The 21,924-nt window shown below is 52.7% G+C and carries 17 protein-coding genes; 11 read left to right on the top strand and 6 right to left on the bottom strand.

All coding sequences use genetic code 11. The features are described from left to right. Positions 1-516 (bottom strand): transposase (locus tag CA13_RS07735; protein WP_473087434.1); only part of this gene is annotated, 516 nt, incomplete at its 3' end. 72 nt (positions 517-588) lie between these two features. Here CA13_RS07735 and CA13_RS07740 point away from each other — a divergent pair. Next, complete coding sequence (locus tag CA13_RS07740) at positions 589-798, top strand: hypothetical protein (protein WP_146395350.1); 210 nt, start codon at positions 589-591, stop codon at positions 796-798. A gap of 181 nt (positions 799-979) precedes the next feature. On the opposite strand, the gene CA13_RS07745 is transcribed toward CA13_RS07740, so the two are convergent. The 5 genes from CA13_RS07745 to CA13_RS07765 form a co-directional block, all read right to left on the bottom strand. Continuing rightward, the gene (locus tag CA13_RS07745) at positions 980-1,774 is read right to left on the bottom strand and encodes a hypothetical protein (protein ID WP_146395351.1); all 795 of its coding nucleotides are present in this window, start codon (positions 1,772-1,774) and stop codon (positions 980-982) included. Beyond that, a complete protein-coding gene (locus CA13_RS07750; protein WP_146395352.1) occupies positions 1,771-3,483 on the bottom strand; it encodes an RHS repeat domain-containing protein in 1,713 nt (570 codons plus the stop codon). Before CA13_RS07750 ends, CA13_RS07745 begins: the two co-directional genes overlap by 4 nt. Before the next feature lie 84 nt (positions 3,484-3,567). Then, positions 3,568-4,101, bottom strand: a complete 534-nt coding sequence (locus CA13_RS07755) for a hypothetical protein (RefSeq protein ID WP_146395353.1) — start codon at positions 4,099-4,101, stop codon at positions 3,568-3,570. 127 nt (positions 4,102-4,228) lie between these two features. Further along, on the bottom strand, positions 4,229-4,915 hold the full coding sequence (locus CA13_RS07760; protein ID WP_146395354.1) for a hypothetical protein: 687 nt from the start codon (positions 4,913-4,915) through the stop codon (positions 4,229-4,231). A gap of 140 nt (positions 4,916-5,055) precedes the next feature. Next, positions 5,056-6,210, bottom strand: a complete 1,155-nt coding sequence (locus tag CA13_RS07765; protein ID WP_419194061.1) for a XylR family transcriptional regulator — start codon at positions 6,208-6,210, stop codon at positions 5,056-5,058. A 241-nt stretch (positions 6,211-6,451) separates the two neighbouring features. Here CA13_RS07765 and CA13_RS07770 point away from each other — a divergent pair, with 241 nt between their 5' ends. The 10 genes from CA13_RS07770 (at position 6,452) to CA13_RS07815 (ending at position 21,892) form a co-directional block, all read left to right on the top strand. Then, entirely contained in the window at positions 6,452-7,210 is a 759-nt protein-coding gene (locus CA13_RS07770) for an SDR family NAD(P)-dependent oxidoreductase (RefSeq protein WP_146395356.1), read from the top strand. Between the two features lie 10 nt (positions 7,211-7,220). Next, positions 7,221-8,492, top strand: a complete 1,272-nt coding sequence (locus CA13_RS07775; protein WP_419194062.1) for an MFS transporter — start codon at positions 7,221-7,223, stop codon at positions 8,490-8,492. Further along, positions 8,489-9,988: an FGGY-family carbohydrate kinase gene (locus CA13_RS07780; protein ID WP_146395358.1), complete on the top strand. Its 1,500-nt coding sequence runs from the start codon at positions 8,489-8,491 to the stop codon at positions 9,986-9,988. The genes CA13_RS07775 and CA13_RS07780 overlap by 4 nt, the downstream gene beginning before the upstream one ends. A 69-nt stretch (positions 9,989-10,057) precedes the next feature. After that, complete coding sequence (locus CA13_RS07785; RefSeq protein WP_146395359.1) at positions 10,058-10,732, top strand: cupin domain-containing protein; 675 nt, start codon at positions 10,058-10,060, stop codon at positions 10,730-10,732. 228 nt (positions 10,733-10,960) lie between these two features. After that, complete coding sequence (locus CA13_RS07790; RefSeq protein ID WP_146395360.1) at positions 10,961-12,034, top strand: SMP-30/gluconolactonase/LRE family protein; 1,074 nt, start codon at positions 10,961-10,963, stop codon at positions 12,032-12,034. A 65-nt stretch (positions 12,035-12,099) separates the two neighbouring features. Then, a complete protein-coding gene (locus CA13_RS07795; protein ID WP_419194063.1) occupies positions 12,100-12,873 on the top strand; it encodes an SDR family NAD(P)-dependent oxidoreductase in 774 nt (257 codons plus the stop codon). 160 nt (positions 12,874-13,033) lie between these two features. Beyond that, positions 13,034-13,717 (top strand): deoxyribose-phosphate aldolase, encoded by a 684-nt coding sequence (gene deoC, locus CA13_RS07800; protein WP_146395362.1) that lies wholly within the window; start codon positions 13,034-13,036, stop codon positions 13,715-13,717. Positions 13,718-13,821: 104 nt separating this feature from the next. Beyond that, on the top strand, positions 13,822-14,859 hold the full coding sequence (locus CA13_RS07805) for an alcohol dehydrogenase catalytic domain-containing protein (RefSeq protein WP_146395363.1): 1,038 nt from the start codon (positions 13,822-13,824) through the stop codon (positions 14,857-14,859). A 60-nt stretch (positions 14,860-14,919) separates the two neighbouring features. Continuing rightward, the gene (locus CA13_RS07810) at positions 14,920-17,589 is read left to right on the top strand and encodes an HzsA-related protein (RefSeq protein WP_146395364.1); all 2,670 of its coding nucleotides are present in this window, start codon (positions 14,920-14,922) and stop codon (positions 17,587-17,589) included. 91 nt (positions 17,590-17,680) lie between these two features. Beyond that, positions 17,681-21,892 carry an SUMF1/EgtB/PvdO family nonheme iron enzyme gene (locus tag CA13_RS07815; protein ID WP_419194064.1) on the top strand — a complete coding sequence of 1,404 codons (4,212 nt, stop codon included), beginning with the start codon at positions 17,681-17,683 and terminating at the stop codon, positions 21,890-21,892. The last annotated feature ends 32 nt before the right edge of the window (positions 21,893-21,924 follow it).

The raw sequence follows: 21,924 nt of genomic DNA on the forward strand, positions 1-21,924 counted from the left end.
AGTTTGCAATTTGAATCGGCCTTCCCAAAAGCGCCCGGTACACTCGTCTTCGCGATTTGCTCGTCGAGCAATGTTCTCCGCCGTACATCGCATCCACCAACTGATGTCACTGAGACGCCGCCGTCGTTCGTCCAACACTTCGGCTTGATTGACGATCATGTCAATTTCCGGCTTCGTCGGTTCCTCGGGCGACCCATCTTTCTTGCGTCGATGAGGAAACAGCCTCAGCCATCGCCTCGCCACCTCTTGATCAGTCCACTGAGCAACCACATCAGGCCGACTGCGTAAAACGAGGTGCAGATGATTGCTGAGCACCGTATAGGTCAGGCAATCGACTGCAAAAATCCCCGCCAGAAACTCCAATCGATCACGAATCCAGCCACGGCGATGCTCATAGGATTGACCGGAAAACGGGTCTTCGCCACACAAGAATGCACGTCTTACACAGCGTTGAACTGCGTGGAATACCTGAACTTCTGCGGGATCAGCGACTTCATAGCGTGGTTTGCGCGGCATAACGACCTCCTGGACAAGACTTGATGAGCGAGAATTCTAGCAAATCCCAAGCAGTAAGGCAATAGAGTTTGGATGGCCCCTTCTTTCCTCTTAAGTCGATCGACGAGTTGGCGTCAAACGATTTTGATAGATGCTTGTACGGTCAACATCGCCCGCATAGCGATGCAAGAAGGGCTACTGCGAAAGCAATTCAACTTGATTGAATTGGTTTGGATGCTGCGCGGACTCGAACTTGCCGCACCCTTCCACCGCAGCCCGTTTGTCTTATGCGACGTAAGGTAGTTTGAATGATCCCATTGCAACAACAAACTATGAAGACTTCCAAATTAGAATGCTTGTTCGGTCATCGTGCGGATCGCTGCTGAATGCGAATTCCGATGGCCGGGGACTAAACTGTTACAAAACGACCCCCTTCCCCTTTTCCTCTTCCTTCCCCTTTTCCTCTTCCGAAGCGTTCCCTCTTCTATTCATCGAGAAGCCAGTTGCAATCGACCTCGAAAGACTTAGCGGGACGAGAGGGTAGATGCAAGTACGGAAGTTCGTCAATGCCTACCCCCTCATCTGATAATACCCAACCGAGCGAGTCATTTGCCAACTTGAAGCGGTGTTGCTTCGCAAATTTCGCGACACAAGCATTAAACTCCCAAATTGACTCCACATCGGCAGCGATGAACTCAGGCTGTTTGAAGTGAAGTAATCTAGCAAGAATGAATGCTTGTAAACCTGTCCGCCATGGTTCATTATTAGGTGCCTCTAATCGCCCCAGAAGTGAGTTGATTGCAATCCGTTGATAACCATTTGCTTCTCGTTGCACAAACCGGCCTGACCAGCAAACTAGATGGATGTACTCCTCTGCAAACCGATCGTCAGTCAAGCATCTAAGAAAGATAAGACGATGTGACACTTGTTCAAATTCAAGCACGTTTTCGACTAATGCAGACATGTCGGCATTTACTCGAACTATTTCTCCCATGTCTGGAATCATATACTGGAGGTATGGTGAAAAGGCAACAAGCAATGACCCGTTCAAGTCAGCAGAAACACACGAGACAATACTTCGCGCACTTCCCGATGGAGAACTCATCTTTTCGATGAAAAGAGCATCCTGCGAATCATTAAATGCTTTAAACAATTCATCCCTTTTCTCGCTAACGCACACAGAACGTACCTGAAGACAAAAATTGTCCACAGCAAACAAAGGATGGCACCAACTGGAAAAAGCCGACACCGCGAGCCACACCAATACGAGACGATTCATCGAATCGCTCCTAATTGAACACTGCAATCGGAACCAATATTCAACGCTGAACCTGTTGTTGGTCCCAGAGTAACAGTTGAGTTCGTTCCACAGCAGCAACGTTGTCTCCCTTTTGGAACGCAGCTATAGGAGCAAAAGCCACTTTTGACAGTAAAAATCATTGAAAGCTTCTGTGTAGGATGCGGTTGTGCACACACCGTCAATCTGCATGTAGATTTCTCACCACTTCCATCGCCGGTTAGAACAACGGATTTGCAGTTTTCAAACTCCGTCGGTACGAGCCCTGAAATCTGATCTGCAATCTGCTGAATTGATTGTTCAACATCCCACGACGGATTGATTTCATCATTCAGGTGAGCTGTTACAATGCTAGTCACCAGGTCCTTGATTTCCTCAGCTGTCAACTCCGAATCGCCGCTAAACACTGCACTCGCAATCTCGGATGCAATCGCCTCCTTTACTGCTCCGGTAACACCATCGCCAAGAATCGGCGAAATCATTGAAACAACGATATCTGCATTCAGATCTCCCCATTCGTCAAACACCATCTGTTTCATTGCTAGATGGAACGGACGCTTTGCGCACTGACCAGGCAACAGTGTTCCAGGCGGAAACCTTGGATCATCAAGAGTTTTCACTTCTTCTTTGAGACATCCTAATGCAACCTTCACATCGTTATCTGTCGTTGCGTAAAAACCATGCGGATCAAGCTTTTTCAAAACTGCCTTGACAAGAAATCCGTATGACAACGTCCCATCGACATACCCGATGGGGTCTCTGGAGCAGAACCGGCCAAGAACCGGGTCGTACATCCGCGCCCTGTAGTGACACAGCCCAAGCACCGCGTCCCATTCGCGGCCCGTATACAGGTAACGGTTGTTCTCAGCCGACACGGCTTGCACAACACCGGCAGCATCGAGGATCGTAGGTGTGCCGTAGGCGGTGTAGGCGTAACGCTCTTTCACTACGCCGCCACCATCGCTTATGCCGATGATGCTGTACTGTTGGTTACGGTGGTAGTACCGCAGGCCACCCGTTCCGCCTCGCATCACCGGTTCGTCGATGTAACTGGCGTAGACATAAGTGTAGGTCGGTGAAGCAGGCACCGCTCCCGATACGTAATCCGCAATCGTTTGCTGGCCACTTTGGACGAACACTGTTACCGTCGTCCCGTCGTCGCGAGCGACTCGGCGGCCCAATGCGTCGAACTGATAGGTCACATCGTCGCTGCCGTCATTGTCCGTGTCCGCCCCAAGCAGCTTGTTCTCAAAATCCCAATGAAGCGAGAGGCTCGTGGCTAGCGGCGAGAGGCTAGTGGGAAGTAGCGTTTGGTTCCCCTTGGCGTCGTGCTGAACCGCTTGGCCGGCGGCACTGAGGATCTCGTGCGTGGGGCCGTGGGTACGGCTTTGCACGCTGGCGTTCTCGGTGAAATTGTTCCAGTCGCCGACAAGCGACAGATTCCACGATTGGTCGAGATTGCTATCGGAGCGGTTCCAATTGACCAAGCGATCTTCATCATCGTAGCCGCTTGTGCCGACGTTGAATCCGTAACCGCTCATCGTTCCCGTAATCGTCTCGGACGTCTTGTTCTTGTTCGCGTCCCGGAAAGAAAAGGGGAAGGGGGGCATTTTTCGCACATTTTTCGCATTGCCCCGGTTAAGGGCATGGTAGATGTAGCCTGCTTCATCGGCACGTTTGATTCTTGGCATACCATCAGTTGGCTAAAGAAAGATTGATCGTATTCGCTAGAGAATATCAAACCAAGTCCCGAAAAACGACCCCCTTCCCCTTTTCTACTCCACTTTGACCGCACTACCTACACGATTTAAGTCGTCATCCAATAAATATACTACGCCTATCTCGGAATTGGCCATGACTGCCAATCTGTCATCGCCAACTTCCCATTCAAATAGAGCTTCCATGGAAAGGCCTATTGACGCGGAGCGAACCAAGCCGTCGCCTTCGCTAAAATTGCAGACAAATGACTCCCCATCATTTCCAATCACCTCAACAGCTTTTGGATCATTGTGATAGCACAGAATGCCAAGGTCCAAGCCAACAAAATTTGAATCCTTCCAAAAAACAGCACAAACCAACTTTGGATCAGGGTCCATTGGGAATTTTATGTTTTGCAACTCGCGATGTACTGCCGTCGCCCGCGTCAACAGGTCGCCCTGGAATTGGTCCAAATATCGCTCTGAACTTGCAAGTGCGATATTCCTCTCTCTATTGAATCCAAGCAAATCAACCCAATATCTTATAGTAAAGGAAACTGGGATTAGCAGCGAGGTAGCAAACGCCAACAGTAGAACTTTCTTAGCCGTCATGAAGGTACCACAAACAAACTTCTCGATGATTCCACAGCTGACTCGAACATAAAATAACAGCAAAATTAATGAACGCCCAGCGACCTTAAACGGTCCTAAGCGATATTACGAGGCAATGGATTAAAAACTAAACCCCCTTTGCGTTACCCATCTCTTTCCTGCAATCAAAGTCTGACTTTCCTTGCTGTTGGCAGGTTTGTAACAAGGTCTGCAGCCTATCAATTGATTTGCTGTCGGTCATGTCGATTGGCAGCTGAGGACATCGATACCACTTTTCGTACGTCGCATAATAGTTGCTAGAAAACATTGGAAACAGTGGAACGGTGCAACACTTGGCTTTTACCTTTACCCAAATGACCTGCGACCGCCTATTTAAAATCCCACCGTTTTCTTTACTCCAGATATTGCTAATTGCTTGAACGATGTCTTCATTTCCAGCGGCCGGCATCCCGAAAATGTCTATTCCCTCGGCGATTGGAGTTGCTATGGCTTCTTGAAGGTTTGCACCACCTGATCCCGCAAGGTCCATAATGTTCACTAATCGTTGGAATACTTCCAACTCGTGCAGTAAGATTTCTGCGTTTTCACCGGCACCCGGAGGCATTGCAGTTCGTTCAGGCTGCAAAGCAAATCCGGTTACAGTTACATCCTGTTTGTCATACACTTCGCAACCGCATTTAGAATTGTCTGGCGACAGGCCGATCGGATCTGTTTTGTCCAATCCCGAATAGATCTGGTAGATACCAATTCCTCCTAAATACCCAATCGGATCTCTGGAGCAGAACCTGCCGGCGACGAAACAAGAAAGGGCCATCCATTAATCTTCTAAGCAAGGAGCATGTCCCGAGTCTTTGCTTTGGAAATACTCCGCCTTTGGACGTGATCGGAGTGGTAAACCTCTTCTCCAGCGAGTTCACATGCATCTCTACAACATCGACCGCGCAGCACACAATGCTAGAGGCCACCGTGTTGTTGCCGCCACTGGCCGGGAGTCATTTCAAATTCTCGCTGAAAGACATTGGCAAAATACTGACTGGTTTTAAATCCACAGGCTGCCGCGACGTTTGCAATCGATTGGTTGCCTTGCAGCATCCGTTTGGCATGATCCAATCGAATTCGCTGGATTTCAGCCTTGGGACTACGTCCCACGTGCTCGCGAAAAAGCCTCTCTAAATGTGAGCGGCTCACCGAGACGTGACGAACGACATCATTCACGTTGATACCGCTGAGCGAGTGATCGCGGATATACTGAATTGCACTGACCATATCCGGTTCGCCGATAGCGATGATGTCCGAAGATCGGCGAGTTTCTACACCCGTGGGACGCACCCAAATCGGCTTGCTCGGCCAGGGTCCACCATCTAGCATCGATTGCAACTGGCCAGCCGATAAATATCCGATCTGTTCGGCGTTTTGCTCGATGCTAGACAACGGAGGCCAAGACATTCCACACAACACCGGATCATTGTCAACACCAACGACGGCGACTTGATCAGGCACGGAGATTCGAGCCAAACGTGCCGCCTCTAACAACCGCGTTCCACACAAATCGTTCGAACACAGAATTCCGGTCGGATATTCAAGCGTACCCAACCACTCGCCCAACTCGCTTCGTTGATGCAACCACTGAATCGCTCGCTTGCGTTTGGGCACATAGTGAGCCGCCAACTCCAACCCACGAGCACACAGCCGACGCTGGAAAGCGTTATATCGAAAACGGCACCAATCTCGGTCCACGATCTGGCACCACGCCAAACGGCGAATACCGCGTGGCAAGAAATGATCGATCGCAGCGTCAACCAAAGCATCCTCGTCCGAGTAGACAATTGGCACATTTCGATCCATCCCACACATGTCGGTTTCAATCATCGGCACATCAAGTTGACGCAGTGCATCGACAACGGCTCCCGAGGACGAATGCGCAATCACGCCATCGACGTCAAAGTGGTTGACCCAACTCGGCAACCGCTCTCGTTTGCCCCGCTCTTCGACATACACGGCCCAATCACAGTTACCCTCACTCATGTAACGCGCGATCCCCTGCAGCAGTTTGCGCCCAAACGCCTTCGAGGTCTCGATCAGCAATAAAATGTTGCGAGGCTTAGCCATACGAAAATCCATACATTATTTACGAATTATCGTACTGGAAATACTTGGTCTTTCAAGGGAGAATCACCAGTCAGGAATAAAGCAGTGAGAAAGGGTGACTCGAATCGAGCAAACCGTCTTGGTGTTAGGCTTGTCGGTCGACTTTTACTGCCGATCCTGATGTAGCAAGTGCGATTGAACACAAACAGGTTGCGAAGTGACAGCGACGTCCTTCAACCTCGTTAAACAATAAGGATAGAGCATGGATCTCGGACTCTCAGGGAAAGTCGCGTTGGTGACGGGCGCTGCCGGTGGTTTGGGAAAAACGATTGCCGAAACATTGGCGGCCGAAGGAGCCAAGGTCGGTGTCAACTACCGAAGCAAGCCTGAGCAAGCGAAAGCGATCGTGGAGTCGATTCGCAAAGCCGGTGGCGATGCGATCGCCGTCGGTGGCGATGTCGTGGATGACCAACAAGTGGCTGGCATCTTTGACCAACTTGAGTCCTCACTAGGGACCGTTGATGTGTTGGTCAACAATGCGGCATATTGCCCAACCAGCCCCACCACCGAGTTGGCTTCGGAAACGTTCATGCACACGATGAACGTGAACCTGGGCGGCACGTTTCGATGTTGCCAACAATTCGTTCGTCATCTGGAAGCGGTGGGCCGTACGGGGCGCATCGTCAACATTTCGTCACAGGCGGCTTTCCGCGGAAGTCGCAGCGGTAAAACGGCCTACGACTCAAGTAAGCGAGGCATCATCGGCTTCACGATCTCGTTGGCTCGCGAATTGGCCGAGAAAGGTTTTTGCGTCAACTGCGTTGCCCCCGGCTTGATGCTTACCGAAATGGTGGCTGACGCATACAACGCCGACCCTGACGCATTTAACAAGCGTGCTCCACTGGGACGTCTCGGCAAAATACAAGAGATTGCAGATGTGGTTGTTTTTCTGGCTTCGGACCGAGCGAGTTATATGACCGGTGCGACGGTTGATGTCTCGGGCGGCCTGGCAATGCATTAAGGAGAGTGATATGGAACCCACATTGAATGAAAACCACACGATGTCGCTGAAGGTTCGTACTCAATTGAGTGCGATGATGTTCTTTCAGTTCATGATGTTAGCCGTATGGTTCGTTCCGCTGGCAGCGTACTTGGATCAGAATGGAGTCCAGGGGACGTTTCGAGCGTTGATCCTAAGTTCAATGCCTCTGGGGTGTCTTGTCTCGCCAATCATTGGGATGTTGGCCGACCGCCACTTTGCGGGTCAAAAGCTGTTGTTCCTATTGAACCTATTGGGCGCGATACTGCTTGCAGTCGCCGCAACGGTCGACGACCCAACGGTGATCTTCATCCTACTGTTGCTACAGATGCTGTGCTACATGCCGACGTGGGGACTGACCAGCGCGATCGCGATGGCACATTCGCCTACCGAGAAATTTCCTCAGATACGAGTATTTGGTTCGATCGGCTGGGTCGCTGCTGGGCTATTCAGCTTGGTAGCCATCAAACTGAATTTAGCGGAAAAGTTTGACGGCACAAATTTGCCAATGTACTGCGGCGCCGCAACTAGCCTTGTCGGTGCAATGGTTGCTCTGACATTGCCCGACACGCCTCCCAAAGCCAAGGGTCAAAAAGCATCGCTCGTCGACGTGATGGGGTTGCGGGCATTTTCTCTGATGAAAAGCTTTGATTTCGCTGTCTTTATCATTGTGTCGCTGCTGGTCATGATTCCCTTTGCATCGTATTGGTCCTACGGCTCTCAGTTCCTTAGCGACGAGGGTTTCGAATACATTACGATCACAATGAATTGGGGCCAATTGGCCGAGATGTTCTTCATGCTGTTGATCCCGTTGGTACTAGCCAAGGTGGGAATTCGCTGGGCAATGGTCATGGGATTGATCGCGTTGGTGGCGCGTTACGCATCCTTTTTGTTGGGCGACATGTTTGACATGACAGAACTATATTTCGTTGCCATTTTGGTCCATGGACTAATATTTGGTTTCTTCTTTGTGGGTGGCCAGATTTACATTGACAAGAAGGCCCCCGTCGAAATCCGTGCTCAGGCGCAGGGTGCAATCTTTTTGGTGACGTTCGGAGTTGGCCTACTGTTGGGCAATTTCGTCAACGAATGGATGATCCAACAGAACACCGTCGAAGGCGTGGTTTCGTGGGCCCCAGTGTGGAAAACAATGACGATCGGTTCGGTTGCCTTGCTGGTCGCGTTCTTACTTCTCTTCCGCGGAAAGGACGACGTTGAAGAGTTCTCCAGCTCGGAAACCCCAGCGGTGGAGGCGGCATCATGAGTCAGTACCTATTAGGGATCGACAACGGCGGCACGGTCGCCAAAGCCGCCCTCTTTGAAACGACTGGCAAAGAATTGGCGATCGCGCGCCGTAGCATTGAATTGGAAATGCCGCACTCCGATTGGCGAGAAATCGATGCTGATCGAATGTGGGACGCGACGGCCCAGGCCATTGCCGAAGTGATCGCCAAAGCCAAGGTAGCCGCCAACGATATCGTTGCCGTTGCCTGCACCGGCCACGGTAACGGGCTTTACCTTGTCGATGAATCGGGAAAACCAACTCGCAAAGGGATCAGTAGCAGCGATTCGCGGGCTCGTGAATATGTTGAACGATGGAACAAGGACGGAGTCATCGATAGACTGCGTCCAAAGACGCTGCAGTGCAACTGGCCGGCACAGCCCAACGCGTTGCTGCGATGGATGATTGACCACGAACCGGAAACACTCCATCGAAGCCGCTGGGCATTGATGTGCAAAGACTATGTACGGATGCGGCTGACGGGCGAAGCAAGAGCCGAGCTAACCGACTACTCCGGCACCAGTTTGCTAGATGTTCCCGCAGGTGACTATGACGATGAGTTGTTCCAAGCGTTCGAAATCGAGTCGGCGCGTCATCTGATGCCCGCCATCGTCCGCAGCACGCAACCAGCAGGGAGCATCTCCGCTAGCGCAGCGAGTGAGACAGGTTTAGCGGAAGGCACAGCCGTTTACGGTGGCGCTTTCGATATCGATGCTTGTGGGTTGGCCGCCGGATGTATCGACCCGCAGAGCATGGTCATGGTTGGCGGAACATGGGGAAACAACCAATACATTACGCCCGAGCCGCTATGCAGTGCCGACGTGTTCATGGTCACCCGCTACGCGATCGATGGCTATTACTTAGTTCTCGAAGGCAGTGCAACTTCGGCCAGCAACCTGGAATGGTTCGTCGACCAGATGCTCGTCGACCAACGCCTTCAGGGCACCAACGTCTATCAGTGGTGCGACAGGGCAGTTGGGGAGGCTTCGCCGACAATCTCTGACCCGATGTTCCTGCCTTTTTTGTACGGCAGTCCTGTCAATCCCAACGCGACCGGCACCTTTCTTGGACTCACGGGACAAACCGATCGTGCCGCGATGGCCCGCGCAGTCTTTGAAGGTGTTTGCTTTATGCATCATTGGCATTGGGATCGTTTGATGCAATTCCGTTCTCGACCAAACATTATCAGCATGACGGGCGGAGTCGCGCATAGTCAGGTTTGGTGCCAGATGTTCGCTGACATCTTCAACGTTCCTGTACTGGTACCCGACGCTGAAGAACTTGGCGCCCTAGGGGCGGCGATGATTGCGGCGGTGGGACACGGCATCCATCGCGACCTAGCCACTGCCTGTGCCAAGATGACGAGAATCAATCGCCGTCACGAACCCAATACACAGCGACATACGGTTTACTCCGAACGACGCAAGCGATTCCTTGCTACTTTGGATGCACTGTGTCCGCTTTGGAATTCCCATTGACCCCTCAACAGCCCATTGACTCTCAACAGCCCAGCTCGCGAAGTCGAGCCCAACAAAAGGATGATCGTTATGAAGCGAAGAACTCTGATGAAGGCAACCGCGTTGGCAGCCGCAGCTCCTTTGGCATTGAACATGAAAGTGGCCGACGCAGCGCCAATGAGAAACGCTGACTTTTACACTGACAGCAAGTTCGACGAGGAGAAAGCCAAAGACGGCTTGATGGCGATGTGCAAACGTTTCGGCTATCCGTTGTTTCCCGAGTTTCGGGAAAAGCTATGGGTCAGCGACTACGGCACGGGCAATTATGCAAAGCTTGGTTTGGCCGCATTGATGTATGAAAACCACAACAGCGAAGATGGTGCATACATGTTGATGGACTTGTTCCTGTTGCCAGGTCAAATGCTGCCCGAACATTGGCACTTGGAAGGCGATCTAGGGATCATTAAGAACGAAGGCTGGCTAGTCCGTTGGGGCAAAAGCTACATCGGCGGCATCGGTGACAACAACGTAGCAGAGTTTCCCGAAATCGAGATCCCGAAGGTCCACTGCAACGGAACCACAACAACGCATCATGTTGTTGCTGCCACGCAAGGCATGTTCGTTCCACTGGCCGAACTGCGTTCACGTCACTGGCAATTCGGAGGCCCCGAAGGCGCGATCATCACGGAGGTTGCCAACCTACACACGGACTCGGCAGTTCGCCATTCGGACAAAGCAATCAACGACAATTTCCTCGGCCTATGAGCGAGTTTCCGTCGGCTTGTGAACAACGTTCCGCGGCTTTTTGCCCTCTCGCTCGCGGGAGGGCCGGTCGCCGAAGCAGCCGGGGAATGCCTTGGTAGGCCCTCAGCGCCAAATCGTCGCGACAGCGTGACAGTCGGCCCAGGCTCATGTCCAGGCTCAAAAAACACTCCATCAACACACCCACCACTCCCCACCAATCGGTAACATCCATCAACCACGAGGTACACCATGGTACGCAACTTTCTTCTGCTCTTCGTTTTGGCAATCAGCAGCCAAGTGTGCCTCGCGGCAACCACGCTCAAACAGATTGAAGTCGACGGAGCACCAACGTCGATCGTCCTGCCCGAGAATACGTCCACTCCCGACGGGATGACGGTTGCCAAAGACGGCAAGATATACCTGAGCATGCTGAACTTACAGGTTCCTGCACAACCTGCAGTTTGGACAGTGGACGCGGACAATCAACTTCAAAAATTGATCGATCTGCCCAAACATCCTGAAACCGATGGCGTCTTTCCATTGGGCATCGCGCAAGGCAAGGATGGTAACTTGTACGTTGCCGACAACCAAACATTCGGCGCAAACAACGCTCACCAATCACGTCTGCTGCGTGTCGTCATGAAAGACGATAAGGCCGTTCGAGTGGAAACGGTTGCGACTGGCCTGATCGCTGCAAACGCAGTCGAAGCCCATGGGAAACGCATCTACGTCACCGAGACCTGTTTGATCAACGATGCGAAGCCACATGTGTCGGGGCTTTACAAATTCGAACTGGATGAATTGTCGGCGGACAATCCCGTGCAATTAGAGCCCGATGGAGCCGATCCGCGTTTGGTTGCTAAATTTACAACCGAGGCGGATGATTGGCGATCCGACATCGGCGCCAACGGCTTGGCCATTTCGCCTCAGGGCGTTTTGTACGTATGCAACTTCGGCGAAGCCTCGATTCTGACCGCGCCCTTGAAAGAAGACGGTTTTCTTGCCGAACCATTGAAGGTGCTGGTAAAGGGGGACGGAATCGGCAGCACCGACGGCATGAAATATGTGCCTGCCATCAAGAAATTGGTCGTTGCTGACTTCTTCTCTAATGCAATCCATTTGGTCAGCCCAAGAACGGGCCGCGTTAAGACAGTCGCTCAGAACCCCAACTCGGACGGTGCAGGTGGCAAATTGGACAAACCCTCCGAACCGTGCGTCCGCGGCACGACCCTGTATGCCTCGAACATTGACTTGCCGTATGACGGCAACGAGCCCGACAAACCAGACTCACTGACAGTGATCCAACTCAAGATCACCGAGTAACAAGTACGAGTTGTTGGACCGTGCGTGTTTCCAATAGCTCACCCTGCAACCACCTGGAGAAAACTGTGGATTTCGAAGATAAAGTGGCGCTGGTGACCGGCGCCGCAGGAAGTATTGGCAAAGGCATTGCCGCACACATGATTGCGGAAGGTGCCAAGGTCTTTGTAACCGACTTGGATCAAACGTCGCTGGATGCGATTGCCAAAGAACTCGGAGAAGACTGCAAAGCCTTGGCAGCCGACGTCACCGTACATGACCAAGTCAAAAAAGTTGTTGAGGCGACCACAGCGGCGTACGGCAAAATCGACGTATTGATCAACGTTGCCGGAGTGACCGGCGCGGGCAGCGCGGTTGAAGAAATTGACGAGAAGACTTGGGATTTTGTCTTCGACGTCAATTGCAAAGGCACGTTCCTGTTCATTAAAGAAGTCGTACCATTGATGAAAGCAAACGGCAGCGGCAGCATCGTTAACTTTTCTAGCAAGTCCGGCAAAACGGGTTCGGCGCTGATGAGTGCCTACTCCTCGGCAAAGGCCGCCATCATTGGTTTGACTCAAGCGTTGGCGTTTGAATTGGCCGGCAATGGCGTTCGCGTCAATTGCGTTTGTCCCGGAATTACCGAAGCGACGGGCGTATGGAACAACGTGTCGGCGGACTATGTGAAAAACATGGACATGCCGATCGAGGAAATCGCCAAGAAGTTCACCGCGAAAGTGCCGTTAGGTCGGTTGGCAAGAATCGATGACGTTGTCCAAATGACATGCTATTTGGCATCCGAGAAAGCCAGCTACATGACCGGCCAAGCGATCAACATCACCGGTGGCCGTGAGATGCACTAGGCACTGTCTCGTCAATGTGAATTGACGCACTCTCATGTGAGCCGCCAGCCGCGGGTATTTACGGGGTCCCCGGCGGCTAGCGCCGTGCCGCTCATCATTTACGACACAGTGACTCGTTCCCCCAATTTCGAAACATACTCTTCAAGGAAACAAACGAATCATGACTACATGGACCAAAGAGAAAGTTGCGGCGACGATCGACCATGCCGCCTTGAAAGCAAACGTCACCGACCAAGAAATCATCGAAAACTGTGAGCTTGGCAAGAAGTATCACGTTGCCAGCGTGTGTGTGCGCCCGAGCGACATGCCGTTGGTTGCCAAGGAACTAGCAGGTTCCGACGTGTTGCCATCGATGGTCGTTGGATTTCCGCATGGCGACAGCAAGCCGGAAGTGAAGGCATTGGAAGCCAAACTAGGAATCGAAGACGGCGCCAAAGAGCTCGACATGGTAATGAATGTCGGCAAGTTTCTCTCGGGCGACGAAGATTGGGTCCGCCGTGATATCGAAGCGGTCGTTGCCGAGGCCAAAAAGGCCGGCGGTGTCGAGGTCAAGGTGATTTTGGAATCCTGCTACTTGACCCCCGAACAGATCGCGCGTGCTTGCGAGATATCGCGTGAAGCGGGCGCCGACTATGTCAAAACATCAACCGGTTTTGGTGACGGCCCTGCCACCCCCGAAGCGATCGACGTGATGATCAAAACCGTCGGTGACACGATGGGCGTCAAAGCCTCCGGTGGCATACGAGATTACGAGACCGCGAAAGGCTACTTAGAACAAGGCTGCAAACGTCTGGGCAGCGGTGGCGGAACCAAGACCCTATTGGACCAGGCTCCCGAAGCGTAGTGGTCGCTCGGTTTGCGTCACACTCCCTTCGGGAAAGAACCTCCGGCCAAGTTCTGGCCGGAGAGCGGTCACGAACTGGCCGCGGAACCAACTGAAAGAGAATCATGAAAGCGATTGTATATCACGGCCCTGAAGACATCCGCGTTGAAGAGCTGGCAAAACCCACGTGCGGCAATGATGAATTGCTGGTCAAGGTTGATGCTTGTGCTGTTTGCGGTACTGATTTGAAAACGTTTCGGCATGGCAACCCGCGCATCAAGCCACCGATGACGATGGGCCACGAATTGACCGGCTTGGTCGAAGAAATCGGCTGCGATGCGGTCGGCGGTTTCGGCCTAGGCGACCGTATTGTGATGGCGACCAGTATCTCTTGTGGCGACTGTTACTACTGCCACAACGGTTGGCCCAACTTGTGCTCCAATTTGGCCCCGATGGGTTTTTCTTATCCTGGTGGCATGGCCGAATACGTGGTCATCCCGGGACGTGCCTTACGAAACGGGCATGTCATCAAGACACCCTCGATGAAAGCCGAACATGCAGCATTAGCAGAACCGGTTAGTTGTGGCGTGAATTCGCTCAGCCAAACCGATCTCCAAAAAGGCGACACGGTTCTGGTAATGGGGGCTGGGCCGCTTGGCATCATCAATTCGTGTGTTGCGAAAAGCCTTGGCGCAGAGAAAATCATTCTGTCGGAAATCAGCGACGCTCGACTTGCGCAGGCAGAAAAATTCGGCTTTGATGTGTTGGTCAATCCGGCCACCGACGATTTATCCGAATGCGTAAAGGCGCATACAAATGGCTTAGGAGCAGATGTCGTGATTATCGCGGCGCCCGCGGCGAAGCCACAGGAAGACGCAATGCACTTGGTCCGAAAACGGGGTTCGGTTGTCCTGTTTGCATCGTTGCCCGCATCGGCAGCGACGATCCAGTTGGACAGCCGTGCCATTCACTATGGCGAGCTAAGGGTGGTCGGAACGAGTGATTCCGCTCCCTGGCATGTCGAAAAAGCAGTTGAATTACTCGAGAGCGGCCAAGTTCCAGCTGCGAAACTGGTATCGCACCAATTACCACTGGATCAAATCCATGAGGCATTTCGTCTGATGGCCTCAGGCGAGGCATTGCGTGCGGTCGTCAAGCCGTAGATGCCTTGCATCGTGTGACCACAAAACAACCATTCCCTCCACTCTGCAGAGAACGCGATTATGACTCCGCGACGAGCTACTGCAACGCTTTGCGCACTGGGGATTTTCGTTTTCAGCATGGTTTGTGCGGCGACGGGGCAAACGATCACAATCGCGGCAAGACAGCTTTCGGAGAAGTCCGACATCGTCGTGCCTATCGAAAACCGATGGGATGGTTTGGTGGTCTGTCATGGAGCCAAGGGAATGCTCCAGTGGCGTGCCGATGTTCCCGATGGCGGGGATTACTACTTGCACTTTCTTTACACCAGCGGCGAACAACGGCCCATGCGGCTCTCGCTCAATGGCAAGCAACATCCGCAACCAATCCTCCAACAACAAACCGGCGGTTTCTTTGCCAGCGACCTGCAATGGGAATCTTGTGGCCCGTTTCATCTGACGGCGGGAGACAACACGGTTCAGTTACAAGCGATTGGATCCGCTCCGCACATGGCTGGCGTTGTGATTTCGAAGACAGCCAGCGTCCCTGATCCGGACGCGTTCGTCCACCTGTTTCCGCGTCCCGTTGATTTGACGGGACCTGTTAGTAACGACGTGGCTGCGACCCGATCGGCGGTGCGAAAATTGCTTCCGTCGGTCGAGCAGATTCTGTTTGTCAAACGCTATACATTCCAATCGAGCCACTACTACACGGACTTCATTGATGGCTGCAAAGACTTTGGCGGGAACCTTTGCCTGCTGTCGTTAGACGATGGCACGGTCACTGATTTGGTACCCGAGTTATCTCATGGCATTTTCGGCCGTTGCGACCTTTCCTTTGACAGTCAACGAGTTGTCTTTGGTTGGAAACAGAAGCTCGATGTTGGCTTTCGAATATGGGAAGTCAATATCGACGGCACGGGACTGCGCCAATTGACGTTTCCGCCCGCTGACGAAGAAGCGAGAATCGCGAAATACAATCTCGACTGGTGGAAACACTACGCCCACCACACCGATGATATGCATCCATGCTATTTGCCCGATGGCGGTATCTGTTTCACGTCAACTCGCTGCGAATATGGCATCCTGTGTGATGGTCCTGACAAACTAACCAGCTCGGTCATTTATCGGATGGACGCCGATGGCGGCAATATCGAGAAGCTTTCGAATAATTCCGTCAGCGAATCGGCACCAAGCATCATGAACAATGGACGCATCCTATACACACGTTGGGAATACGTGGATAACGGATCGGTCACCAACAAGGGGCTTTGGTCAATGCGGCCCGACGGCACCGGTTCCGAAGAGGTTTATGGAATGAGCATTGCTTTTCCATCGGTCTTTAACGTCGGCCGCGCTATGCCATACGACAACAATTTGTTTGTCGCCATCGGAGCACCTCACATGCCCTTGGGCGTCGGTACGGTGATGCTGATCGATAGTCGCCAAGACCACCGCACGGGCGAAGCGGTCAGCTACGTTACCCCCGAGGTCGATACGCGTCACCAATGGGGCTGGGACAATGTTCCGGGAGGCGCGACAAAGCCGATTCCGCCCGAAGAACAAGCTGGTCGTGACGGCAAAGGGAACACACGCAAAGGTCCGCTGTACATGGACCCTTACCCGCTCTCAGCCAAAGAGTTCTTGGTCTCGTTCAACCGATCGAAAAATTGGAATGCAATCGACGCATACGGTCTTTACTTGATTGATGCCGAGGGTAAAAAACATTTGTTGCACCAAGACGACGAATTTTCCTGCTGGATGCCGATCCCCGTGCAAGCACAACACAAACGATCGCTCTCTCACGAGACCGCGGACCCGCATTTGGCAGAGCAAGGTTTGGCTAGGGTTGTGATTTCTAACATCTATCGCGGCTTGGATGGCGTCGAACATGGCACCGTCAAGTACATCCGCATCAATGAACACGTGCCACGTCCCTGGGCAGCCCGACGTTTTTGGGAAGGCGACGTCTACGACCAACAACACTCGACAGTTACCTGTGACACGCACTTGGGTTTGAAAATCCAACACGGCGTGGTTCCCGTCGACCGCGATGGTTCCGCTCACTTCCTGGTCCAAGCCGATAAGAACATCTTCTTCCAAGCTTTGGATGAAAACTATGAAGAGGTGCAACGTGAACGCACGTTTGTCAACTATCGGCCCGGTGAAGTCCGGGCTTGCGTTGGCTGTCACGAACGAGCCAATGAGCTTTCGATGACAGTCGCGGCACAGACTCCGCTGGCGATGCTGAGAGAACCGGACCTACCCGGCCCGCAACCGGGCGAGAAAACGGGTGCTAGACCGCTGGCGTATGAGGTGGATGTGCAACCGGTTCTTGACGCACATTGTGTACGATGTCATGAAGGTCAGAAAAGTGAAGGAAACTTGGATCTATCCGGCGAGCGCACCAAGCTGTTTAGTCTCAGTTACGAGAATATTCTTCAGCGTGACTTGATTCCGATTATCGGCGAAAACCATCCCAAGAGTGGTAATAACCATTACCTGCCGCCTTATAGTTTGGGGACGCCTGCCAGCCGATTAAAAGACTACCTCGGACCGAACCATTATGACGTTCAACTAACGCTCCCAGAGAGAATTCGAATCACGACTTGGATCGATTCGAACGGGCAATTCCACGGTTCCTATTACGGCCGCAAGAATTTGAAGTTCCGAGAGCATCCCAATTTTCGCCCGCGACTGACCTTTGAGCAATCGCATGCCAACACGCCTCCGGTGGCCGATGCGCAACGTTAACACCGACCTTCCCCCCTCAACCCGTCGCTTGCAGGCAAATCCGGCCTGCAAACGACGCCCGCCCATTCACTTGTTTTTGGATACGTTTCCCATGTTTGCACCAGTCAGAACGCCGCCAATGCGGCTCATCATCGGCACGCTATTGTTCGCCACGTTCATCACAGCGACCTTAGCGTCGTTAGCCTCCTACGCTGCGGAGTGCCCGTGGCGCGACTATCAAAAAGAATCATCGTGGGCCGCGACCGTCGCTGCAACTCGAACCGCACTCAATACGTCTGACAGCATTCAAGGGCTACGTTTTGGAAGCTGGCATCTGTCAAAAACCGTTGACTCTTCTGCCGAAGCCAATCAACCGTACCTTTCTCAGCTTAAAGAATTTGACGCCAAAGCAACCGATGCAGAAGGAAAAGCCCTGTGGAGCGAACAGCGCAAATGGGAATCGGGAAAACGGACCAATCTTTCGCTGACGCCAGAACGCTCATGCTACATTGCGCGAGAAATCACATCAAACGCTGACCGTGAACTCGCCATCGACATCAGCCACGATGATGGTCTGACGATGTGGCTCAACGGAACAAAGCTGGTCGATTCGGACATTCTTTTAGACATCAAAGGGGACGCCCCGGTCGATCGATTGAATCTCCGGAAAGGTAAAAACGTGTTGGTTCTGAAACTCTACAATTGGCGAGGCGGAGCTAGTTTTCGTTTGTCATGTGAGGGCGATATTGGCGACGCGGAATGGTGTTGGAAGCAAATTCGCAACGACTATCCTGAACTCAGCCATCGCTTTGAAACCGAATTCCCCAAAAGCAAGAATTTGATCAGCTGGTTTGGCGCCGGTACTCGCAATACATCCGAGCGAGGTATCTTAACACGTCAACTTGAGAAGCTTCAGCCGTACCATGAACAGCTGCAAGCATCCTATGACAAACTACTCGATGAAAAAGTATCCGCGTCGGACCCTCGCTGGCTTGCTCTCTATGAACAGGTCATCGACTTCGCGGATGACGTCAGTGAATTCCGCTCAATGAACTTGGCCGCTTTGCGACGAGGGGTTGCAGACCTATTGGAACATGATGCCGACCGTTTCGACGATCCGTCACAGATCAATAGTCGGCTGACACTGTTCGAGCAAGACATCCAACGCTATGAGAAACTTCTATTGGACGGAAAACGTCCTGAACGAAGCTACCTGAAAAAGACAGCGGACGATTTCCGAAAGTTCCAACGCAGCGTGCTGCTTCGCAATCCGCTTTTAGACTTTGACCAGTTGCTGTTAGTCAAACGCGATTTTGGCACTTCGGCCAGAAGTGTTATCAGTAGCTCACTTGGACAGCCAACACTGAATTCCCACACACACGACACCCTCCGGCACAATGGGTGGCAGAACGAGATTGCGATACTCAGCGATCTACGCGGTGAAACGGAGATGGCAACACTCTACAAACCCAAGGCCGACCAAATTTTGTGCGAGATGGACCTGGACTTCTCTGCGGATCGTCTGATGTTCAGTTCGATTGGTGACCATGACCGATGGGCATTGTTTGAAATTGACGTCGACGGCAGTGGGCTAAAGCAGATGACCCCGAACAACTTGCCGGACGTCGATTTCTTTGACTCTTGTTATTTACCCGATGGCAGAATCGCCACCACATCGACGGCGCCATTCCAAGGCCTGCCTTGCGAAAACGGCAGCAAACCGATGGCCAGCCTCTATCTGCTGAATCCGGAGACACAGCATCTACGTCGCTTGACGTTTGAACAAGACAGCGACTGGTCACCCTGCGTCCATCACAACGGACGTTTGATGTATTTGCGTTGGGAATACACTGACACGCCGCACTATTTCACACGAATCCTGATGACCTGCAATCCTGATGGTACCGGCCAGATGGAACACTATGGATCGAATTCGTATTTCCCCAACTCATTCTTCTTTGCTCGCCCCATCCCCACGCATCCTTCCAAGGTGGTTGGAATTGCAACCGGACACCACGGCATTTCTCGCAGTGGACGGTTGCTGATCCTCGATCCCAGTAAAGGACGCCGCGAAGCAGAGGGCGTTGTGCAGGAAATCCCTGGTTGGCAGAAGGAAGTCAAACCCGATGTGATCGACCGATTGGTCGATGGTGTTTGGCCTCAGTTCCTACATCCCTATCCACTGAGTGACAAGTACTTCTTGGTCTCTGCGAAGCTGACCCACGATTCGTTGTGGGGAATTTATCTGGTCGATGTGTTTGACAACATGACGTTGATCAAAGAGGTCGAAGGCAGCGCGCTTTTAGAACCGATTCCTTTTCAAACCACAACTCGTCCACCGGTCATCCAAGACCGTATCGTTCCTGGGGAAAAACAGGCAAGCGTTTTCTTAACCGACATCTATCAGGGACCGGGCCTGGACGGTGTCCCACGTGGCACGGTAAAAGACCTGCGACTTTTCTCGTATCACTATAGCTTTATCAAAACCGGCGGCCATGCCAGCGTCGGCGTTGAAAGTAGCTGGGACGTTAAACGCATTCTGGGAACCGTGCCGGTGGAAGATGACGGTTCGGCGAGTTTTACCATCCCTGCAAATACGCCAATATCCATTCAACCTTTGGATGAACAAGGCCGCGCGTTGCAGATTATGCGCAGTTGGTTGGTCGGCATGCCGGGCGAACGTGTCTCGTGCATTGGATGTCATGAATCCCAGAACTCCGTTACTCCCAACGCTTTCAACAAGGCGGCTCGCCGTGCCCCCTCTTCGATTCAACCATGGCGTGGCGACGCCCGACCCTTCGGATTTCACCACGAAGTACAACCCGTCCTGGACAAATATTGTGTTGGCTGTCACGACGGCAGCGAGCGACAACGGCCGAATTTTGTAGCCGACCATGACGAACCGGACTATCAAAAAGCCACCGCGTACCAAGCTTTACAACAATACGTGCGCCGACCGGGCCCCGAGAGTGACTATCACATCACAACTCCGCTGGAATACCACGCCTCGACCAGCGAACTGATCCAGATGCTTAAGAAAGGCCATCACCATGTTCAATTGAATGAAGAAGCATGGGACCGACTTTACACCTGGATCGACCTAAACGCGCCTTATCGAGGACGCTGGGATCCAGGCGATTGGCGACTCGGTGATCAATTGAAGCGACGCCTGGAAATGGCGGAGTTGTACGAAGGTGGCTCGCCAAATCCTGAACAAGAATACTGTGCCGTTGCCGAACAGATGGCAAGCAAGCCCAAACCCAAATTCATCACTCCTGATGTCCCCGATTCGATCGACCTCCGTTTTCCCCGATTGCCGGATTGGCCCTTCGATGCCGAAACAGCGCTTGCAAAGCAACAAGACAGCGTGACGCAACAAGACAGCGTGACGCAACAAGACAGCGTGAAGCAACAAGAGGGCGCGAAGCAAGTCACTACGACCTTGACCATCGGCTACGTACGTCCCGAAGGCGAAGTCGACACGTCAAACTGGCGATACCAAGCGTACCCGTTAACTTACCAGTACTCGGATCAACCGACCGAAGGCAGCCATCCAATCCTTTTGCACCTGACCCGCATCCCGGATGGACGGTTCGAGATGGGATCAAGTGATGGGCCAACCGATGAGCAACCGGCACTCGAAAACGTCATCGATCGCCCGTTCTGGATCGGCACCTACGAGATTTCGAACCGTCAATTCACGTTGTTTGACCCCAAACACGACAGCCGCTATGCCGACATGTCGGGCAAGGATCACAACGGGCGTGGTTTCGCGCTGAATCGTCCCGATCAACCCGTCGTTCGAGTCTCCTGGCAGCATGCCATCGAGTTCTGTGATTGGCTTAGTGAACGCATTGGACGCAAAGTATCATTGCCAACCGAAGCCCAATGGGAGTGGGCATGTCGTGCCGGTACTAGCACACCGATGAATTTCGGGCTTGTCGAAGACGATTTTGCGGCACACGCAAACTTGGCGGATCGAACCTCCAGCGGATCAAAGGGCAATCCATTTCCCCGCATCTCTTCGGTCAATGACGGACTGCGATTCTCCGACACTCGCGGTCGCTATCAACCCAACGCCTGGGGGCTATTTGACATGCATGGTAACGTTTCCGAATGGACGCGTTCCCGCTATCTGCCCTACGCCCGATTGGGTGACGAAGTGGCTGATGACGGATGCCGAGTTGTCAGGGGAGGTTCTTGGCGAGACCGCCCCCAGCGAGCGACCAGTAGTTATCGGATACCTTACAAAACGTACCAACGGGTATTGAATGTCGGTTTCCGAATCGTGGTGGAAGACGACATCCCGTCGTCACCTAAATAGCATTGCGAAACAACCGCTAGAATATCCTGCTC

Origin of the sequence: Novipirellula herctigrandis (assembly GCA_007859835.1) — a bacterium.
Lineage (GTDB): Bacteria > Planctomycetota > Planctomycetia > Pirellulales > Pirellulaceae > Novipirellula_A > Novipirellula_A herctigrandis.

Bases quoted from the DNA above. Each gene is read 5' to 3' on its own strand.
- CA13_RS07740 (WP_146395350.1), top strand. From the start codon at position 589: ATGGCCCCTTCTTTCCTCTTAAGTCGATCGACGAGTTGGCGTCAAACG.
- CA13_RS07745 (WP_146395351.1), bottom strand. From the start codon at position 1,774: ATGAATCGTCTCGTATTGGTGTGGCTCGCGGTGTCGGCTTTTTCCAGT.
- CA13_RS07750 (WP_146395352.1), bottom strand. From the start codon at position 3,483: ATGCCAAGAATCAAACGTGCCGATGAAGCAGGCTACATCTACCATGCC.
- CA13_RS07755 (WP_146395353.1), bottom strand. From the start codon at position 4,101: ATGACGGCTAAGAAAGTTCTACTGTTGGCGTTTGCTACCTCGCTGCTA.
- CA13_RS07760 (WP_146395354.1), bottom strand. From the start codon at position 4,915: ATGGCCCTTTCTTGTTTCGTCGCCGGCAGGTTCTGCTCCAGAGATCCG.
- CA13_RS07765 (WP_419194061.1), bottom strand. From the start codon at position 6,210: ATGGCTAAGCCTCGCAACATTTTATTGCTGATCGAGACCTCGAAGGCG.
- CA13_RS07770 (WP_146395356.1), top strand. From the start codon at position 6,452: ATGGATCTCGGACTCTCAGGGAAAGTCGCGTTGGTGACGGGCGCTGCC.
- CA13_RS07775 (WP_419194062.1), top strand. From the start codon at position 7,221: ATGGAACCCACATTGAATGAAAACCACACGATGTCGCTGAAGGTTCGT.
- CA13_RS07780 (WP_146395358.1), top strand. From the start codon at position 8,489: ATGAGTCAGTACCTATTAGGGATCGACAACGGCGGCACGGTCGCCAAA.
- CA13_RS07785 (WP_146395359.1), top strand. From the start codon at position 10,058: ATGAAGCGAAGAACTCTGATGAAGGCAACCGCGTTGGCAGCCGCAGCT.
- CA13_RS07790 (WP_146395360.1), top strand. From the start codon at position 10,961: ATGGTACGCAACTTTCTTCTGCTCTTCGTTTTGGCAATCAGCAGCCAA.
- deoC (WP_146395362.1), top strand. From the start codon at position 13,034: ATGACTACATGGACCAAAGAGAAAGTTGCGGCGACGATCGACCATGCC.
- CA13_RS07805 (WP_146395363.1), top strand. From the start codon at position 13,822: ATGAAAGCGATTGTATATCACGGCCCTGAAGACATCCGCGTTGAAGAG.
- CA13_RS07810 (WP_146395364.1), top strand. From the start codon at position 14,920: ATGACTCCGCGACGAGCTACTGCAACGCTTTGCGCACTGGGGATTTTC.
- CA13_RS07815 (WP_419194064.1), top strand. From the start codon at position 17,681: ATGTTTGCACCAGTCAGAACGCCGCCAATGCGGCTCATCATCGGCACG.